The 18,562-nt window shown below is 60.3% G+C and carries 12 protein-coding genes; 10 read left to right on the top strand and 2 right to left on the bottom strand.

All coding sequences use genetic code 11. The features are described 5' to 3' along the window. Positions 1-31 precede the first annotated feature (31 nt). The 5 genes from AC3IX4_RS26325 (at position 32) to azu (ending at position 10,005) form a co-directional block, all read left to right on the top strand. Positions 32-2,329 carry a YgiQ family radical SAM protein gene (locus AC3IX4_RS26325; protein WP_489258227.1) on the top strand — a complete coding sequence of 766 codons (2,298 nt, stop codon included), beginning with the start codon at positions 32-34 and terminating at the stop codon, positions 2,327-2,329. Between the two features lie 324 nt (positions 2,330-2,653). Further along, positions 2,654-5,932, top strand: coding sequence for a transglutaminase family protein (locus AC3IX4_RS26320; RefSeq protein ID WP_489258226.1), 3,279 nt, complete (start codon positions 2,654-2,656; stop codon positions 5,930-5,932). A 76-nt stretch (positions 5,933-6,008) separates the two neighbouring features. Next, entirely contained in the window at positions 6,009-8,495 is a 2,487-nt protein-coding gene (locus AC3IX4_RS26315; protein WP_489258225.1) for a circularly permuted type 2 ATP-grasp protein, read from the top strand. A 3-nt stretch (positions 8,496-8,498) separates the two neighbouring features. Beyond that, on the top strand, positions 8,499-9,404 hold the full coding sequence (locus AC3IX4_RS26310; RefSeq protein ID WP_489258224.1) for a transglutaminase family protein: 906 nt from the start codon (positions 8,499-8,501) through the stop codon (positions 9,402-9,404). A 154-nt stretch (positions 9,405-9,558) separates the two neighbouring features. Continuing rightward, positions 9,559-10,005: an azurin gene (azu, locus tag AC3IX4_RS26305; protein ID WP_489258223.1), complete on the top strand. Its 447-nt coding sequence runs from the start codon at positions 9,559-9,561 to the stop codon at positions 10,003-10,005. A gap of 550 nt (positions 10,006-10,555) precedes the next feature. Here azu and nadE read toward each other — a convergent pair. Together nadE and pncB are read right to left on the bottom strand one after the other, a co-directional pair. Further along, a complete protein-coding gene (gene nadE, locus AC3IX4_RS26300) occupies positions 10,556-11,383 on the bottom strand; it encodes an NAD(+) synthase (protein WP_489258222.1) in 828 nt (275 codons plus the stop codon). 3 nt (positions 11,384-11,386) lie between these two features. After that, positions 11,387-12,598, bottom strand: a complete 1,212-nt coding sequence (pncB, locus tag AC3IX4_RS26295; RefSeq protein WP_489258221.1) for a nicotinate phosphoribosyltransferase — start codon at positions 12,596-12,598, stop codon at positions 11,387-11,389. Between the two features lie 446 nt (positions 12,599-13,044). On the opposite strand from pncB, the gene AC3IX4_RS26290 reads away from it, so the two are divergent. The 5 genes from AC3IX4_RS26290 to AC3IX4_RS26270 all read left to right on the top strand — a co-directional run bounded on the left by AC3IX4_RS26290 (position 13,045) and on the right by AC3IX4_RS26270 (position 18,126). Further along, a complete protein-coding gene (locus AC3IX4_RS26290; protein WP_489258220.1) occupies positions 13,045-14,181 on the top strand; it encodes a branched-chain amino acid ABC transporter substrate-binding protein in 1,137 nt (378 codons plus the stop codon). A 159-nt stretch (positions 14,182-14,340) separates the two neighbouring features. Beyond that, on the top strand, positions 14,341-15,255 hold the full coding sequence (locus AC3IX4_RS26285) for an ABC transporter permease subunit (protein WP_489258219.1): 915 nt from the start codon (positions 14,341-14,343) through the stop codon (positions 15,253-15,255). A 2-nt stretch (positions 15,256-15,257) separates the two neighbouring features. After that, a complete protein-coding gene (gene livM / locus AC3IX4_RS26280; protein WP_489258218.1) occupies positions 15,258-16,541 on the top strand; it encodes a high-affinity branched-chain amino acid ABC transporter permease LivM in 1,284 nt (427 codons plus the stop codon). After that, positions 16,538-17,413 carry an ABC transporter ATP-binding protein gene (locus AC3IX4_RS26275; protein WP_489258217.1) on the top strand — a complete coding sequence of 292 codons (876 nt, stop codon included), beginning with the start codon at positions 16,538-16,540 and terminating at the stop codon, positions 17,411-17,413. Before livM ends, AC3IX4_RS26275 begins: the two co-directional genes overlap by 4 nt. Further along, positions 17,410-18,126 (top strand): ABC transporter ATP-binding protein, encoded by a 717-nt coding sequence (locus tag AC3IX4_RS26270; RefSeq protein WP_489258216.1) that lies wholly within the window; start codon positions 17,410-17,412, stop codon positions 18,124-18,126. Before AC3IX4_RS26275 ends, AC3IX4_RS26270 begins: the two co-directional genes overlap by 4 nt. Positions 18,127-18,562: the final 436 nt, after the last annotated feature.

Genomic DNA, 18,562 nt, shown 5'->3' with positions numbered 1-18,562 from the left:
GAGCCCATCTTCACCAACACCGGTCATCGACATGCAAGCAGCCAAGCCGTTATTCGACTATCCAAAGTACTGGGCCGAATGTTTCGGGCCAGCACCTTTCCTGCCCATGAGCAGGGAGGAGATGGATCTGCTCGGCTGGGATTCCTGCGACATCATCATCGTGACCGGTGATGCCTATGTCGACCACCCCTCGTTCGGCATGGCGATCATTGGCCGACTGCTGGAAGCCCAGGGCTTTCGCGTCGGTATCATTGCCCAGCCCAACTGGCAGTCCAAAGACGACTTCATGAAACTGGGCGAGCCGAACCTGTTTTTTGGGGTCGCGGCCGGCAACATGGACTCGATGATCAACCGCTACACCGCGGACAAGAAGGTGCGTTCCGACGACGCCTACACGCCAGGCGGATTGGCCGGCAAACGCCCTGATCGCGCCAGCCTGGTCTATAGCCAGCGTTGCAAGGAAGCCTACAAGAACGTGCCGATCGTACTCGGTGGCATCGAGGCTTCGCTGCGCCGTATCGCTCACTATGACTACTGGCAGGACCGTGTTCGCCATTCGATCCTGATCGACGCCTGCGCCGACATCCTGCTGTACGGCAACGCCGAGCGCGCCATCGTCGAAGTGGCCCAGCGCCTCTCCTATGGCGAGAGCATCGAGAACATCACCGATATCCGCGGTACCGCGTTCGTTCGTCGTGACACGCCGCAAGGCTGGTACGAAGTCGACTCCACCCGTATCGACCGGCCGGGCAAGATCGACAAGATCATCAACCCGTACGTGAATACCCAGGACACCCAGGCCTGCGCCATCGAGCAGGAAAAGGGCCCAGCGGAAGATCCGAATGAAGCCAAGGTCGTGCAGATCCTGGCCAGCCCGCGAATGACCCGGGACAAAACCGTGATCCGCCTGCCGTCCTACGAGAAGGTCCGCTCGGACGCAGTGTTGTATGCCCACGCCAACCGCGTGCTGCACCTGGAAACCAACCCGGGCAACGCCCGCGCGCTGGTCCAGAAGCATGGCGAGGTGGACGTATGGTTCAACCCGCCGCCCATCCCCATGACCACCGAAGAAATGGACTACGTGTTCGGCATGCCGTACGCGCGGGTTCCACACCCGGTCTACGGCAAGGAAAAAATCCCTGCCTACGACATGATCCGTTTCTCGGTGAATATCATGCGCGGCTGCTTTGGCGGCTGCACCTTCTGCTCCATTACCGAGCACGAAGGCCGGATTATCCAGAACCGTTCCGAAGACTCGATCATTCGCGAGATCGAAGAGATTCGCGACAAGGTCCCAGGCTTCACCGGGGTGATTTCCGACCTGGGCGGCCCGACCGCGAACATGTACCGCATTGCGTGCAAGACTCCTGAGATCGAGTCCGCGTGCCGTAAGCCATCGTGCGTGTTCCCCGGCATCTGCCCGAACCTGAACACCGATCACTCGTCACTGATTCAGCTGTACCGCAGTGCGCGTGCGTTGCCTGGGGTGAAGAAAATCCTGATTGCGTCCGGCCTGCGCTACGACCTCGCGGTCGAGTCGCCGGAGTATGTGAAGGAGCTGGTCACCCACCACGTCGGTGGCTACCTGAAGATTGCGCCGGAGCACACCGAAGAAGGTCCGCTGAACCAGATGATGAAGCCGGGTATCGGCTCCTACGACAAGTTCAAGCGCATGTTCGAGAAGTACTCCAAGGAGGCGGGCAAGGAGCAATACCTGATCCCGTACTTCATCGCCGCGCATCCGGGCACCACGGATGAAGACATGATGAACCTGGCGCTGTGGCTCAAGGGCAATGGCTTCCGTGCCGACCAGGTCCAGGCGTTCTACCCCTCGCCCATGGCGTCGGCGACCGCCATGTATCACTCGGGCAAGAACCCGCTGCGCAAGGTCACTTACAAGAGCGACGCAGTGACCATCGTCAAGAGCGAAGATCAGCGTCGTCTGCACAAGGCTTTCTTGCGCTATCACGATCCGAAGGGCTGGCCGATGCTGCGCGAAGCGCTGGAACGCATGGGCCGTGCTGACTTGATCGGCCCTGGCAAGCATCAGTTGATCCCGCTGCACCAGCCGGCGACTGACAGCTACCAGAGCGCGCGCCGCAAGAACTCGACGCCAGCGGGCAGCCACAAGGTGGCCAAAGAGCAGAAGATCCTGACCCAGCACACTGGCCTGCCACCGCGCGCCAGCGACGGCAGCAACCCGTGGGACAAGCGTGAACAGGCCAAGGCGGCGGCATTTGCCCGCAACCAACAGGCGGCCAAGGATCGCAAGGAAGCCGCCAAGGGTGGCAAGAAGAAGCCTGCGCGCCAGCCAGCCCTGCCTCGCTAGCAGGGTTTGCCCGGCTTTGGGGTAGGAGCCGGGTTTACCCGCGATGAATGCACTGCGGTTTGCCTGATGCACCGCGGTGTGGCCATCGCAGTGGTCCGGCACTCCGGCAAGGCTGGCTCCTACCTTGGCATTGGCTTGCTCTCGACGCTTCACGAACTTTTCCCGCGATTGCCTCAATTCTGTGCAACTCTTGCACCGCAGGTCACGGCTGCGTGCATTCATGGTGCTGCCCCGTGACCCGTTGGCAAGGAATTGCCAAGCCGCGCCGCATGGCACAAGTCTTGCGCAGCTTGGCTATCATTCGGGGTTCGCAGGAGGCACGCCGTGTCGATTCATGTCGCATTGCATCACGTCACCCATTACCGCTATGACCGCGCCGTGGAGCTCGGCGCGCAGATTGTTCGCTTGCGGCCCGCCGCGCATAGCCGCACGCGAGTGTTGTCCTATTCCTTGAAAGTGTTGCCTGAGCAGCATTTCATCAATTGGCAGCAAGACCCCCAGGGCAACTATCTCGCCCGCCTGGTGTTCCCTGAAAAAACCGAAGAACTGCGCATCGAAGTCGACTTGGTCGCTGAGATGGCGGTGTTCAATCCGTTTGATTTCTTCCTTGAGCCTTACGCTGAAAAAATCCCGTTCAAATACGGTCGTGACGAGAAGCACGAGCTGGCACCGTATCTGGAGCAGTTACCGCTAACACCGAAGTTTGCTGAATACCTCGCCGCCATCGACCGCAAGCCTGCGGCCAGTGTCGATTTTCTGGTAGCCCTCAACCAGCGCCTGAGCGAAGACATTCGCTACCTGATTCGCTTGGAGCCGGGTGTACAAACGCCTGAAGAAACCCTGGAAAACGGCTCCGGTTCTTGTCGGGACTCAGCCTGGTTGCTGGTGCAACTGCTGCGTCACCTGGGGCTGGCCGCGCGCTTTGTGTCTGGCTACCTGATCCAATTGACCGCGGATGTGAAAGCCCTCGATGGCCCGTCGGGCACCGAGGTGGATTTCACTGACCTGCATGCCTGGTGTGAGGTCTATCTGCCGGGGGCGGGCTGGATTGGCCTGGATGCCACCTCTGGCCTGTTTGCTGGGGAAGGGCATATCCCGCTGGCCTGTAGCCCCGACCCGACTTCGGCTGCGCCGATCACTGGGCTGGTCGAGCCCTGCGAGTGTGATTTTGCCCACGAGATGTCGGTCGAACGGCTGTGGGAAGCTCCCCGGGTCACCAAGCCTTACAGCGAGGACCAGTGGGCCCAGATCGTGGCGGTGGGCCAGCAGATCGACGGCGATCTGCTCAAGCATGATGTTCGCCTGACCATGGGCGGTGAGCCAACCTTCGTCTCGATCGACGACCCCGATGGCGCCGAATGGAACACGGCCGCGCTGGGGGACGACAAGCGCAGGCTGTCTGCCGAGTTGTTCGAGCGCCTGCGCAAGCGCTATGCGCCCAAGGGCCTGGTGCACTTTGGCCAAGGCAAGTGGTACCCCGGCGAGCAATTGCCGCGCTGGTCGCTGAACTGCTTCTGGCGTCGCGATGGTCAACCGGTGTGGCAGAACGATGCCCTGGTCGCCGACGAAAGCCAGAACTACAAGGCTGATGCCACACTGGCCGGACGCTTTCTGGCCAGCGTCGCCGAGCGTCTGAAGCTGCCGACTCGCTATGTCTTCCCAGCCTTCGAAGACAACTTCTACTACCTCTGGCGTGAGGGCAATCTGCCCATCAACGTCACGGCCGACGATTCGCGCCTGGAGGATGAGCTGGAACGCCAACGGCTGCGCAAGGTATTCAGCCAGGGCCTGGATAAAGTCATCGGCCAGGTCTTGCCGCTGGCGCGCACCGCCGCGGGCGATGGCTGGCAGAGTGGCCGCTGGTACCTGCGTGATCGTCATTGCCGGTTGATGCCGGGCGACTCACCCTTGGGTTATCGCTTGCCCCTGTCCTCACAGCCATGGGTGACGGCAGCGGAATATCCCTTCGTGCACCCGCAGGACCCTAACCAGGCTTTCTCGCCATTACCCGCGCAGGCACAACTGCTGGGCGCCAGCGGCGGCGCCGATCAAGAAGAGGAGCGCGTGCCCAAGCTCGATCAGTCGGCGGACTGGCTGACGCGCACCGCGCTCTGCGCCGAAGCGAGAGAAGGTCGGTTGTACCTGTTCATGCCACCCCTGGAACGACTGGAAGATTACCTGGAGCTGGTCGCGACGGTTGAGGCCACCGCGCAAGAACTCAACTGCCCAGTACTGCTGGAAGGTTACGAGCCGCCTTCGGACCCGCGCCTGGCCAACTTCAAGGTGACGCCGGACCCGGGTGTGATCGAGGTCAACGTCCAGCCCTCCTCGACGTGGGACGAGTTGGTGGGGCGCACGGAGTATCTGTACGAGCAGGCCCGGCTGACGCGCCTGAGCACCGAGAAATTCATGGTCGATGGGCGTCATACCGGCACCGGTGGCGGCAACCATTTTGTCCTGGGCGGGGCGACGCCTGCGGACTCGCCGTTTTTGCGCAGGCCAGACGTGCTGCGCAGCCTGCTCAGCTACTGGCATAACCACCCATCCTTGTCGTACCTGTTTTCTGGCCTGTTCATCGGCCCGACTTCCCAGGCCCCACGGGTCGATGAGGCGCGCAACGACTCGTTGTACGAGTTGGAGTTGGCCTTCTCGCAGTTCCCAGCCGCTGGCCAGGACTGCCCGCCGTGGTTGGTGGACCGCTTGCTGCGCAACCTGCTGATCGATGTCACTGGCAACACTCACCGCGCCGAGTTTTGCATCGACAAGCTCTATTCGCCCGACAGCGCCTCCGGCCGGCTTGGCCTGCTGGAGCTGCGTGCCTTTGAAATGCCCCCCCATGCTCGCATGAGCCTGGTCCAGCAGTTGTTGTTGCGAGCGCTGGTCGCACGCTTCTGGCGCGAACCCTATGCGCCGGCCAAGCTGGCCCGTTGGGGCACCGAGCTGCATGATCGCTTCATGCTGTCGCACTTTATCGAGCAGGACTTTGCCGACGTGATTGTCGAGCTCAACGCGGCCGGTTACTCGCTCAAGGCCGAGTGGTTCTCGCCGCACCTGGAGTTTCGTTTCCCCAAGGTGGGCGATTATGCCGTCGCGGGAATCGAGCTTGAGCTGCGCCAGGCGCTGGAACCCTGGCATGTGCTGGGCGAGGAGGGCAGCGCGGGCGGGGCCGTGCGTTATGTCGACTCATCGCTTGAGCGCCTGCAGGTCAAGGTGCGCGGGCTCTCGCCGCAGCGCTATCAACTGACCTGCAACGGTGTGCCTGTGCCCTTGCAGCCAACCGGCAAGGTCGGTGAATACGTGGCCGGTGTGCGTTATCGCGCCTGGCAGCCGGCCAATTGCCTGCAGCCGACCATACCGGTGCATGCGCCGTTGGTGTTCGATGTGCTCGACACCTGGATGCAGCGCTCGCTCGGCGGCTGCCAGTACCATGTGGCCCACCCAGGGGGGCGCAATTACGACACCTTCCCCGTGAACGCCAACGAGGCCGAAAGCCGTCGCCTGGCGCGCTTTTTCCGTTTGGGGCACACACCGGGGCAAATGCTGGCGATGCCTGTGCAGATCAACGACGAAATGCCGATGACCCTGGACCTTCGTTGGCACTAAAGGATGAGGAGGGCTGCATTCCGACCGTCATCGGAGTGCGGTACTCTGATCGCCGTTGCCGCCACTGAGCATTGTCATGGCTGACTTGCTGGATCGCTACCCGCTGAGTGCGGGCACCTATCATGAAATGCTCGACGCCAGCGGCGCTGTGCGGCCGCATTGGCGGCGGCTGTTCGATCAGTTGCAGCGCAGCGGCCCGACCGTGATCGCCCAGCGCCAGGCACTGCTGGCTCGCCAGATCCAGGAAAACGGCGTGACCTACAACGTTTACGCCGACCCCAAGGGCGCTGACCGTCCCTGGGAGCTGGACTTGCTGCCGCACCTGATTCCCGCTCAAGAGTGGCGGCAGATAGCCAAAGGCGTGGCCCAGCGCGCGCAATTGCTCAATACCGTTCTGGCCGATATCTACGGTCCCCAGCAACTGATCGCCGATGGCCTGCTGCCGGCTGAGCTTGTGTATGGGCACAATCACTTCCTCTGGCCCTGCCAAGGCATCACCCCTCCCGATAACACTTACTTGCACGTGTATGCGGTGGACCTGGCCCGTGCGCCGGACGGTCGCTGGTGGGTGACTGCAGATCGTACCCAGGCGCCGTCCGGTGCCGGTTATGCACTGGAAAACCGCACCATCGTTTCCCGCGCCTTGCCGGACCTGTATCGCGACCTGCGCGTGCAACACTTGGGCGGGTTTTACCGCACCTTACAAGAAACCCTGGTGCGCCTGGCGCCCGCCGATGACGAGCCGCCGCTGGTGGTGCTGCTGACGCCGGGACGCTTCAACGAGAGCTATTTCGAGCATTTGTATCTGGCGCGTCAATTAGGGTATCCGCTGGTAGAGGGCGGCGACCTGACCGTGCGAGACGCCACGGTTTTCCTCAAGACCCTGACAGGCTTGCGCCGGGTCCACGCGATCATGCGCCGGCTGGACGACAATTACTGCGACCCGTTGGAGCTGCGCACCGACTCGTCGCTGGGTGTCCCCGGCCTGCTGCAGGCTGTGCGCCAGGGCCGGGTATTGGTAGCCAATGCCTTGGGCAGTGGCGTGCTCGAATCACCTGGCCTGCTGGGCTTTTTGCCAACGATCAATCAAAAGCTTCATGGCGAAGAACTACTGCTGCCCTCGATTGCCACTGGGTGGTGCGGTGAGGCCCCGGTGTTGGCCCAGGCGCTGGAGAAACTACCGGAGTTAGTGATCAAAGCGGCGTTTCCTTCCCAGAATTTCATGCCGGTTTTCGGCCGTGACCTGAATGAAAAACAGCGCCAGGCCCTGGCCGAGCGTATTCAGGCGCGGCCCTATGCATACGTGGCCCAGGCGCTGGCGCAGTTGTCCCAGGCGCCGGTCTGGCAATCGGAAAAAGGCCACCTGGAGCCACGCGCCATTGGCATGCGGGTATACGCGGTGGCCAGCGCCAATGGCTATCGGGTGCTGCCGGGTGGGCTCACACGTGTGGCGGCTCAGGCCGATGCCGAGGTGGTCTCGATGCAGTACGGCGGAGCCAGCAAGGACACCTGGATTGTGGGCGAGGGGGCGCCGCTGGGTGATCAGTGGCGTGTCCAGCGTGCCCTTGGCGTGCAGGACCTGATTCGTCAGGACCCCTATTTGCCATCGCGGGTGGTCGAGAACCTGTTCTGGTTCGGTCGCTATTGCGAGCGCTGTGATGGCCTGGCGCGCCTGTTGCGGATCATCCTCACCCGTTATGTCGATGGCGACGACCCACTGGCGCTGCAGGCAGCGATCGAGTTGGGGGAGGGCCTGTCGCTGCTGCCGGAGGAAGGCACCCTCGAACAGCGGCTGATGACAGCGCTGTTGGGCGAAGACTGGGCATTTAGCCTGCGCGCCAACTTGCAGCGAGTGCAATGGGCGGCCTCGCAGGTGCGCGGCAAGCTCTCGCGGGAAAACTGGCAGGCGCTGGTCGAGTTGCAGCGCGAGGCCAATGCACTGGAAGCCAGTGAGCCGGATTTTGGCGAACTGCTGGATTTTCTCGATCGGCTGGTGATGTCGCTGGCGGCGCTGTCCGGTTTTGCCCTGGACGACATGACCCGCGACGAAGGCTGGCGCTTTTTGATGACGGGCCGGCGGATCGAGCGCCTGCAATTTCTCAGCGCCAGCCTGTCGGGCTTCCTGCGCGGGGTGGCGGTATTTGATCAGGCTGGGCTTGAGTGGTTGCTGGAACTGGGCAACAGCAGCATCACCTACCGATCCCGTTACTTGGCGGTGCCGCAGTTGATTCCGGTGCTCGACCTGCTCTTGCTGGATGAGCAGAACCCCCATGCGGTGCTGTTCCAGCTCAAGCAAGTGACCCGTTCGCTAAGGCGCCTGAACAAGGCATTCGGCTCCCCGCCTGAACCCGGCATGGCCATGCTCGCCGAGCGGCTGGGACGCTTTGATCTGGGTAGCCTGGAGAATCCGCTGTTCGCAACCTCCAGTGTCCGCGCAGTGCTTGATGGCCTGGCGGACCTGCTGCAAACCATTTCTGACGCCAGCCATCAGGTTTCTGATCGTTTGGCCCTGCGCCATTTCGCCCACGTCGACGATGTCAGTCAGCAAACCGTATCGGTCTGAATCATGAGTGCCCACTACCAGATTATTCACGACACCCATTATCGCTACGACAGCCCGGTGTCGCTGGCCCAGCAGTTGGCGCATTTGTGGCCGCGTGAGTGTGGCTGGCAGCGATGCACCGAGCGGCAACTGCAGATCAGCCCTCAGCCGTCCAGCCGCCTGGATGAGCTGGACGTGTTCGGCAACCCGCTCACGCGCTTGGCCTTCGAGCGCCCCCATGATGAGTTGCGCGTGAGTGCGCGGCTGTGGGTCGAGGTGCTGGAGCGCAAGCCGGTGGACGTTGAGGCGTCGGCGGCCTGGGAAGCGACCCGCGATGCCTTGATGTTCAGTGGCTTGCCGATGTCGCCTGAGCACTTGCAGGCCTGTCGTTATCGGTTCGAGTCGCCGTATGTGCACCTGAAAAGAAGCTTCGTAAAGTTTGCCGACAGTTGCTTTGCACCGGGGCGCCCATTGCTCGAAGGGGTTCGGGCACTGATGGAAAAAATCTTTGAAGAGTTCACTTTCGATGCTGAAGCGACCCAGGTCGCAACGCCGTTGCTCGAAGTCCTGGAGCGGCGGCGTGGCGTGTGCCAGGACTTCGCCCACTTGATGCTCGCCTGCCTGCGCTCGCGGGGATTGGCCGCGCGGTATGTCAGTGGTTATCTTTTGACCCAGCCCCCCCCAGGTCAGCCGCGGATGATTGGCGCTGATGCTTCCCACGCCTGGGTGTCGGTGTATTGCCCGGTGGTGGGTTGGGTGGATTTCGACCCGACCAACAATGTGCTGCCGGCGCTGGAACACATTACCCTGGCCTGGGGGCGGGATTTCACGGATGTATCGCCGTTGCGCGGGGTTATCCTGGGTGGCGGCAGCCATGACCCAGAGGTGCGGGTCACGGTGATGCCGACTGAAGACGGGGGTGTTGTCTGATCATGGGGTCTCAGGGCATTATTGACCGCTTGGTTAACTTGATGGGGGCCAAAGAGGCAAATCCGCTGTTCGAGCGCCGTTGATGCAGGTCACTAGAACCTGAACAGGGTTCGGGCAGTCTCAATTCCAATAAAACCCTGCTTGGAGATGTACCATGCTTGCCAAAGTTTTAGCGTTTTCCGTGCTGGCCGTTGCCAGTGGTCAGTTGCTGGCTGCTGAATGCAAGACCACCGTTGATTCCACGGACCAGATGTCCTTCAACACCAAGGCCATCGAAATCGACAAGAGCTGCAAGACCTTCACCGTCGAATTGACCCACTCAGGCTCCTTGCCGAAAAACGTCATGGGCCACAACTGGGTGCTCAGCAAAGAAGCTGACATGCAGCCGATCGCCACCGACGGCCTGAGCGCTGGCATCGACAAGAACTACCTGAAAGAAGGTGATGCACGCGTGATCGCGCACACCAAGGTCATTGGCGGCAAGGAAACCGATTCGGTCACCTTTGATGTCTCCAAGCTGGCGGCCGGCGAGAAGTACGGTTTCTTCTGCTCGTTCCCAGGCCACATCGCCATGATGAAAGGCACGGTTACCCTGAAGTAGGAGCTAGCCTTGGCTGCGATGGCCTCACCGCGGTCTATCTGGATACGGCGGTGATGCCATCGCGGGTAAACCCTGCTCCTACCGCCATGCGTGTGAGGTAGGAGCCAGTGGTCCGGCACTCCGGCTTGGCTGCGATGGCCATAGGTATCTACACATCTTTTGGTGTACTGCATTTCGTAGCAGTGGACGAGTAGAACGAGGCCACGTCCGGCTGCGCAGCAGTCGTAAAACCTGGCACTTCAGTATTCAGATACACCGCGAGTACAGGCTTTGCGAGGACTACGTCCCCGGACCTGGCCTCGCTGAACTCGTCTACTGCTACGAATGTAGCCGCTGACGAGGTACGAGGCTGCGATCGGCAGCGAAGCGGCCGTAAAACCTGAGACCGTAATCCATCAGGCACACCGAAGGGCCTGAATTTACGACGGCTTCGCCGCCGATCGCAGCCTCGTACCTCGGCAGCGGCTACAAGAGCCGCGCTGCCCCAGAATTGTGTAGATACCTATGCTGCGATGGCCGCACCGCGGAATCTCAGGCGAACCGCCGGTTCCTACGGGGCAAACGGCATTTCACGTTTGTGCTGGGTCTTGCGATACGTCCTGGCAATAATCTCGAAGGCTTCCTCACGCACCGGTTCGCCGTGCAGGAACGCATCAATCTCTGCATACGTCACCCCATGAGAGGCCTCGTCCGGCTTGCCTGGCGCCAAGTCTTCAAGGTCGGCGGTCGGCACTTTTTCCACGAGTTGCTCAGGCGCCCCGAAGCTGCGGGCGATGGCGCGTACCTGGTTCTTCACCAGGCCTGACAGGGGTGCCAGGTCGCAGGAGCCGTCACCGAACTTGGTGAAAAAGCCCATCACCGCTTCTGCCGCATGGTCGGTGCCGATCACCAGGCCCTGGTAGGCACCGGCGATGGTGTACTGCGCGACCATGCGCATGCGCGCCTTGGTGTTACCCAAGACAAAATCCACCGCCGCTTCGTGATGCCCGTCCAGCGCATTGACTTCGCTGGCCAGTGACTTGACGGCCGGGCCGATATTGACCGTGTGGCATTCGTCCGCCTTGATGAAGTCCATGCAGGCCTGGGCGTCGTGCTCGTCATGTTGGACCTGATACGGCAGGCGCACGGCAATGAAGCGGTACGCCTGATCACCCGTACTGGCGCGCAATTCCTTGACGGCGCGTTGTGCCAGCAAGGCGGCAGTCAACGAATCGACCCCCCCGCTGATGCCCAGCACCAGGGTCTTGAGCCCGGCATTCTTCAGGCATTGCTGGATAAAGGCCACCCGGCGAGTGACTTCAGCTTGCAGGGCTTGAGCGTCGGCAAAGGGCGGCTGGACGTTGAGCGCGCTGGCAATCTCTTGCTGTACGGCTTGCATGGTTCACTCCTTGGGAGAATCGGGAACTTTGAATACATGGCGCAGGTAGGAGACGAAGTTGGGGTCGCGACACTGGGTCTTGGCCGCTTCATCGGAAATCTTGGCAACTGGGGATCCGTTGCAGTCGGTCATTTTAAGCACGATGCTCATGGGCGCCACCCCCGGGATATCACAGGTCAGGTTGGTGCCGATACCGAAGCTGACGTTGATCCGGCCGTGCAGCGCGCGGAATATTTCCAGGGCGCGGGGCAGGGTCAGGCCATCGGAAAACACCAAGGTCTTGGTCATCGGGTCGATGCCTAGCCGCTTGTAGTGGACGATGGCTTTTTCGGCCCAGAGCAACGGGTCACCGGAGTCATGGCGCAGGCCGTCGAAGAGCTTGGCGAAGTACAGGTCAAAATCACCCAGGAAGGCATCCATGGTGACGGTGTCGGTCAGGGCGATGCCCAGCAGGCCACGGTATTCACGTACCCAGCAGTCGAGCGCGGCGATCTGGCTGTCGATCAGCCGTGGCCCGAGTTGCTGGTGGGCCATTACCCATTCGTGCGCCATGGTGCCCAGCGGCTTGATGTTCATCTCGCGGGCCAGGTGCACGTTACTGGTGCCCACGAAGCGGCCAGGGAAGTCCTGCTTGAGCACGCTGACCACTGCTTCCTGAACCTTGTAGGAAAAGCGTCGGCGAGTGCCGAAGTCCGCCACTTGCAAGGCATTGAGCTCATCTTGGCTGGCATGGGCGGTCAGCCAGTCGAACTTGCGGTAAAGCTGCTCGCGAACCGGCTCAAGCTTCACATCGGCATGCCGCCCGCGGTTGCGCACTTCGCTGATGATCGCCAGCAGCGGGACCTCGAACAGGATCACATGCAGCCACGGGCCCCGAATGCGCAGGAACAGCTGGTCGTCTTCAATGCCCAACTGCAGGTAACGCAGATTGAAGCGGAACAGCCCCAGAAAGCGCAGGAAGTCGGGTTTTAAAAAGCTGATGGACTCCAGGAAACTCAACTGGTCGGCGCTCAGGCTCAGCTCGCTCAGACGCTCGATCTGCGTGCGGATATCGGCCAGGTACGGTCGCAAGTCTTCGCCATTGCGGCAGCGAAATTCCCACTCGACGTCGACGTTGGGGTAGTTGTGCAGTACCGCCTGCATCATCGTCAATTTGTAGAAATCGGTGTCGAGCAGATTCTGCACGCTGTGATCGGAGAATGCGCTCTCACTCATAGATAAGCTCCCTGGCGGGCGTGGGCCGGCAAAGGCCTCATTGTGCCAGCCTTTTTCCGGCTGCGCTGTGCCTGCTCAAGCGGTTTGGCCCGGCAGTTGTGGCGCAATCGTCTAGCCTGTAGTGGTGCGAGCTGTAGCAATTGCGCACCGTCAGTGTGCACTTCCGTTACGCAAGCGGTTACAGGCGGGTTGGTACGTATACAGGCGTTGAGGTTGCAATGATGGCACCTGCTGGTTGCGCCTTTTTATTTCAATGGGTTTCACCATTTGCATTGCAGGCGGTTGCACGACCCGTAACGAAAGGAGCAAATCGCTCTAACAACACATCGGCAGTGAGTTTTTTCAGAATAAAAAAACGATGGCACGGCGCTTGCTCGTACCTTCGTGCTAATTCGTACCTGAAGTTGAAAGTGCCACCCTAAAAAAAATATCAGGAGCACCACCTCATGTCGCAGACGTTTTACAGGAAAGGCTTTCTGGCGCTGGCCGTGGCAACGGCAATGGGCGTTTCTTCGTTTGTTCAGGCGGACATCAAGATTGGCGTGGCGGGGCCAATGACGGGCCCGAGTGCATCCTTTGGCGAGCAGTACATGAAAGGGGCACAGCAGGCCGCTGACGATATCAATGCCGCTGGCGGCGTGAATGGCGAGAAAATCGTGCTGGTGAAAGGTGATGACTCCTGTGAGCCGAAACAGGCTGTTGCCGTGGCCAACCGCCTGGCTGACCAGGATAAGGTAGCCGGGGTTGTCGGGCACTTCTGCTCCTCTTCGACCATTCCTGCTTCTGCGGTGTATGACGAGGCAGGCATTATCACCATTACTCCAGGCTCAACTAACCCGGCAGTGACCGAACGCGGCCTGAATGCCATGTTCCGCATGTGTGGCCGTGATGACCAGCAGGGCATCGTGGCTGGCGATTACATCGTGGACGTGCTCAAGGGCAAGAAAGTCGCGGTATTGAATGACAAGGACACCTACGGCAAAGGCTTGGCGGATGCTACCGCCGCGCAGTTGAAAAAACGCGGGGTCGCACCTGTGATGGAAGAGGGCCTGACGCGCGGTGAGAAAGACTTCAGCGCCGTGGTCACCAAAATCCGCGCCACCGGCGCAGATGTAGTCTATTTCGGTGGCCTGCACCCTGAGGCCGGCCCACTGGTTCGCCAGATGCGCGAGCAGGGCCTCAAGGACGTCAAGTTCATGTCTGACGACGGTGTTGTGACTGACGAATTGGTCACCACCGCCGGCGGCCCTCAATTCGTTGATGGGGTGTACATGACCTTCGGCGCCGACCCTCGCCTGGTGCCTGACAGCAAGGCGGTGGTTGAGAAATTCCGTAAGTCCGGCTATGAGCCTGAGGGCTACACCCTGTACGCCTACGCCTCTGTACAGACCCTGGCGGCAGCGTTCGCGGGTGCCAAATCCAATAAAGGTGAAGACGCCGCCAAGTGGCTGAAAGCCAACCCGGTCAAAACTGTGATGGGCGAAAAAGCCTGGGACGCCAAGGGCGACCTGAAAGTCTCCGACTATGTGGTCTACCAGTGGGACAAGGCCGGCAAATACCACCAGCTGGAAAAACAGAAATAACCCACTGCGCCGCGTCGGGCTTCAGGCCTGACGCGGCGCGGTCCTGTTGCCGCACTCGACTTTTCTCGTAGATCTGCACAACCCCTGCGCTGCGAGGACTGCTACCGGCCGTCCGCCGTGGTCAGCGCTTGTGCAATCTCAATACCGTGAGATTGCGTTATGGATGGTATTTTCCTGCAGCAATTGATCAATGGGCTGACCCTGGGGTCTGTCTATGGTCTGATCGCCATCGGCTACACAATGGTCTATGGCATCATCGGCATGATCAACTTCGCCCACGGCGAGGTTTACATGATTTCCGCTTACCTCGCGGCAATCAGTCTGGCCCTGCTGGCTTACTTCGGCATTGAATCCTTCCCGCTGCTGATGCTTGGCACGCTGGTCTTCACCATCGTCGTCACCGGCGTCTATGGTTGGGTCATCGAACGGGTCGCCTACAAGCCGTTGCGCAACTCCACCCGACTGGCACCGCTGATCAGCGCCATCGGTATTTCCCTGATTCTGCAAAACTACGCACAGATCAGCCAGGGCGCCCAACAACAAGGGATTCCAACCCTGCTCGAAGGCGCTTGGCGCGTGGACATTGGTACTGGTTTCGTGCAGCTGACCTACACCAAGATCTTCATTCTGGTGGCTGCCTTCGTCGGCATGGGTTTGCTGACCTACGTCATCAAGTTCACCAAGCTGGGCCGCATGTGCCGGGCCACTCAGCAAGACCGCAAAATGGCTTCGATCCTGGGCATTAACACTGACCGGATCATTTCCTATGTGTTCGTTATCGGTGCTGCCATGGCGGCGCTGGCTGGGGTGCTGATCACCTTGAACTACGGCACTTTCGATTTCTATGCCGGGTTCATCATCGGCATCAAGGCGTTCACCGCGGCGGTACTGGGCGGCATTGGCTCTTTGCCGGGCGCGATGCTCGGCGGGATTGTGCTGGGTATTTCGGAGTCGCTGTTCTCAGGGTTGGTCAACTCCGACTACAAAGACGTGTTCAGTTTCTCGCTGCTGGTGCTGATCCTGATTTTCCGTCCCCAAGGCCTGCTGGGTCGCCCACTCGTGGCGAAGGTGTAAGTATGTCTTCTACCCAAAACAAAGCGATTGATATCAAGAGCAGCCTCATCGACGCCGTGCTCGCCGGGCTGATCTCACTGATCGTCTTCGGCCCGATCGTCGGGATCGTGCTGCAAGGCTATAGCTTCAACCTTGAGCCTGTGCGCGTCGCCTGGCTGGTGGGGGCGGTGATGGTCGGCCGGTTCTTTCTCAGCCTGTTCCTGCAAACCCCCAAGGGCCTGAACATTCTGCAGGGGTTCGAAAGTTCGGGTTCTGGCGTGCATGTGCTGGCGCCGGACTACAAGTCGCGGCTGCGCTGGATTATCCCGGCCTTGATCGTGATCGCCATCGTGTTTCCGTTCTTCGCCAACAAGTACTTGCTGACCGTGGTGATCCTCGGGCTGATCTATGTGCTGTTGGGCCTGGGCCTGAACATTGTGGTCGGATTGGCCGGGTTGCTCGACCTGGGGTACGTGGCGTTCTACGCCATCGGCGCCTATGGCCTGGCGCTGGGTTACCACTACCTGGGCCTGGGCTTCTGGACGGTGCTGCCACTGTCAGCCATTGCCGCAGCGCTCGCGGGATGCATATTGGGCTTCCCGGTATTACGAATGCACGGTGACTACCTGGCTATCGTGACGCTGGGCTTCGGGGAAATCATTCGCCTGATACTCAACAACTGGATGTCGTTTACCGGTGGTCCCAATGGCATGCCGGTGCCGTCGCCCACCTTCATGGGGTTGGAGTTTGGTCGCCGGGCCAAAGATGGCGGGGTGCCGTTCCATGAGTTTTTCGGCATCGACTACAACCCCAACCTGAAATTTCTGTTTATCTACATCGTGTTGTTCCTGGTGGTGCTGGCGGTGCTTTACATCAAGCATCGACTGACCCGCATGCCGGTCGGGCGTGCCTGGGAAGCACTGCGCGAGGATGAAATCGCCTGCCGTGCCATGGGCCTGAACCACGTGCTGGTCAAGCTTTCGGCATTCACCCTCGGTGCATCGACTGCAGGGCTTGCCGGGGTGTTTTTTGCCAGTTACCAGGGCTTCGTCAACCCGTCCTCGTTTACGTTCTTCGAGTCGGCGCTGATCCTCGCCATTGTGGTGCTGGGCGGCATGGGCTCGACCGTGGGGGTGGTGATCGCGGCGTTCGTGCTCACTGTGGCGCCGGAACTGCTGCGCAGCTTTTCCGAGTACCGGGTGCTGCTGTTTGGATTCTTGATGGTGTTGATGATGATCTGGAGGCCACGCGGCCTGATCCGTATCAGTCGCACCGGTGTGACCCCACGTAAAGGAGTGGCGCCATGAGCGATGATGTCATCCTCTCGGTCGATAATTTGATGATGCACTTTGGTGGTATCAAGGCGCTCAGTGATGTCAGCTTGAAGGTCAAGCGCAACTCGATCTTTGCCCTGATCGGCCCCAACGGTGCGGGCAAGACCACGGTGTTCAACTGCCTGACCGGTTTCTACAAGGCCACGGGCGGGCAGATCGAGCTCAATGTGCGCGACAGCAAGACCAACGTCATCAAGCTGTTGGGCGAGCCCTTCCAGCTCACCGATTTTGTGTCGCCACCACGCTTTGCCAGCCGCCTGTACTACAAGATGTTTGGCGGCACTCATCTGATTAACCGTTCGGGCCTGGCCCGTACCTTCCAGAACATCCGGCTGTTCAGGGAAATGTCCGTCGTGGAAAACCTGCTGGTGGCCCAACACATGTGGGTCAACCGCAATTTGCTCTCGGGCGTCCTCAATACCAAGGCCTACCGCCAGGCAGAAAGCGATGCGCTGGACCACGCCTTCTATTGGCTGGAAGTGGTTGACCTGGTGGACAGCGCCAATCGCTTGGCCGGGGAGCTTTCCTACGGCCAGCAGCGGCGCCTGGAAATTGCCCGGGCCATGTGTACCCGGCCGAAGATCATCTGCCTGGACGAACCGGCCGCTGGCCTCAACCCACAGGAAACCGAACGCTTGAGCGCGATCATCCGCCACCTGCGCGATGATCACGACCTGACGGTGGTATTGATCGAGCACGACATGGGCATGGTGATGAGCATTTCTGACCACATCGTGGTGCTGGACCACGGCAACGTGATCGCCGAAGGCGGGCCGGAGCAGATCCGTAAAGATCCCAAAGTAATCGCCGCCTACCTGGGTGCTGATGAAGAGGAGTTGGTATGACTCAACCGATCCTCGAGTTCAAGGATATCGACGTGTTCTACGGGCCGATCCAGGCCCTGAAGAAGGTTTCGCTGCAGATCAACGAGGGGGAGACCGTCAGCCTGATTGGCTCCAATGGCGCGGGCAAGTCGACGTTGCTGATGTCGATTTTCGGCCAGCCACGGGCCAGCAGCGGCCAGATCATCTATCGCGGTATCGACATCACCCACAAGTCAGCCCACTACATCGCCTCCAACGGCATCGCCCAATCGCCGGAGGGTCGGCGGGTATTCCCGGACATGTCGGTGGAAGAAAACCTGATGATGGGCACCATCCCGATTGGCGACAAATACGCCAGCGAAGACATGCAACGCATGTTCGAACTGTTCCCCCGGCTCAAGGAGCGGCGTAACCAGCGGGCCATGACCATGTCGGGTGGCGAGCAGCAGATGCTGGCCATCGCCAGGGCCTTGATGAGCCGACCCAAGCTGTTACTGCTGGATGAACCGAGCCTGGGTTTGGCACCGATCGTGGTCAAGCAGATCTTCCATACCTTGCGAGAACTGGCGTCTACCGGCATGACTATCTTTCTGGTGGAACAAAACGCCAACCATGCGCTGAAGCTGTCAGACCGCGGCTACGTGATGGTCAACGGGCAAATCCGCCTGACCGGCACCGGTAAGGAGCTGCTCGTCAACGACGAGGTACGCAACGCCTACCTAGGCGGTCACTGACCTGACCCCTGATGTAGGAGCCGGCTTTAGCCGCGATGAACGCACCGCGGTTTGCCTGAGGCACCGCGGTGCGTTCATCGCGGCTAAAGCCGGCTCCTACAAAAAGCCAGGCGTTTTTGATCAGCCATCGTTTTGTGGACAACCCTTTTGCCAAGGGTGAAAAAAGCCATGCAAAGCCGCTGTAATTCATCGTTTTGTCATGAACTCAAGTTGTCCCCGATTGCTGTGGAGCCGATTGTGGGTAACTTGGGAGCATATGGCTGCAGCCCTTTGTTTCCGTGGCCTACAGCGGTGTGGTTGTTTTTTGTACAGTGGCTTTTAATAGGCGTCAAGAAGCTGATGTCAAGTCTTTTATCCGCTGCGGCGCAGCATTGATAACGCCTCGGATAGCCTGTGGATAAGTCTGTGGGCAAGCGTTGGAAAGACCCTTGCAGGC

This window comes from Pseudomonas sp. KH_021 (assembly GCF_057838865.1).
The sequence above is the reverse complement of the archived record's forward strand: the minus strand, read 5'-3'. Positions and strand labels throughout refer to the sequence as shown.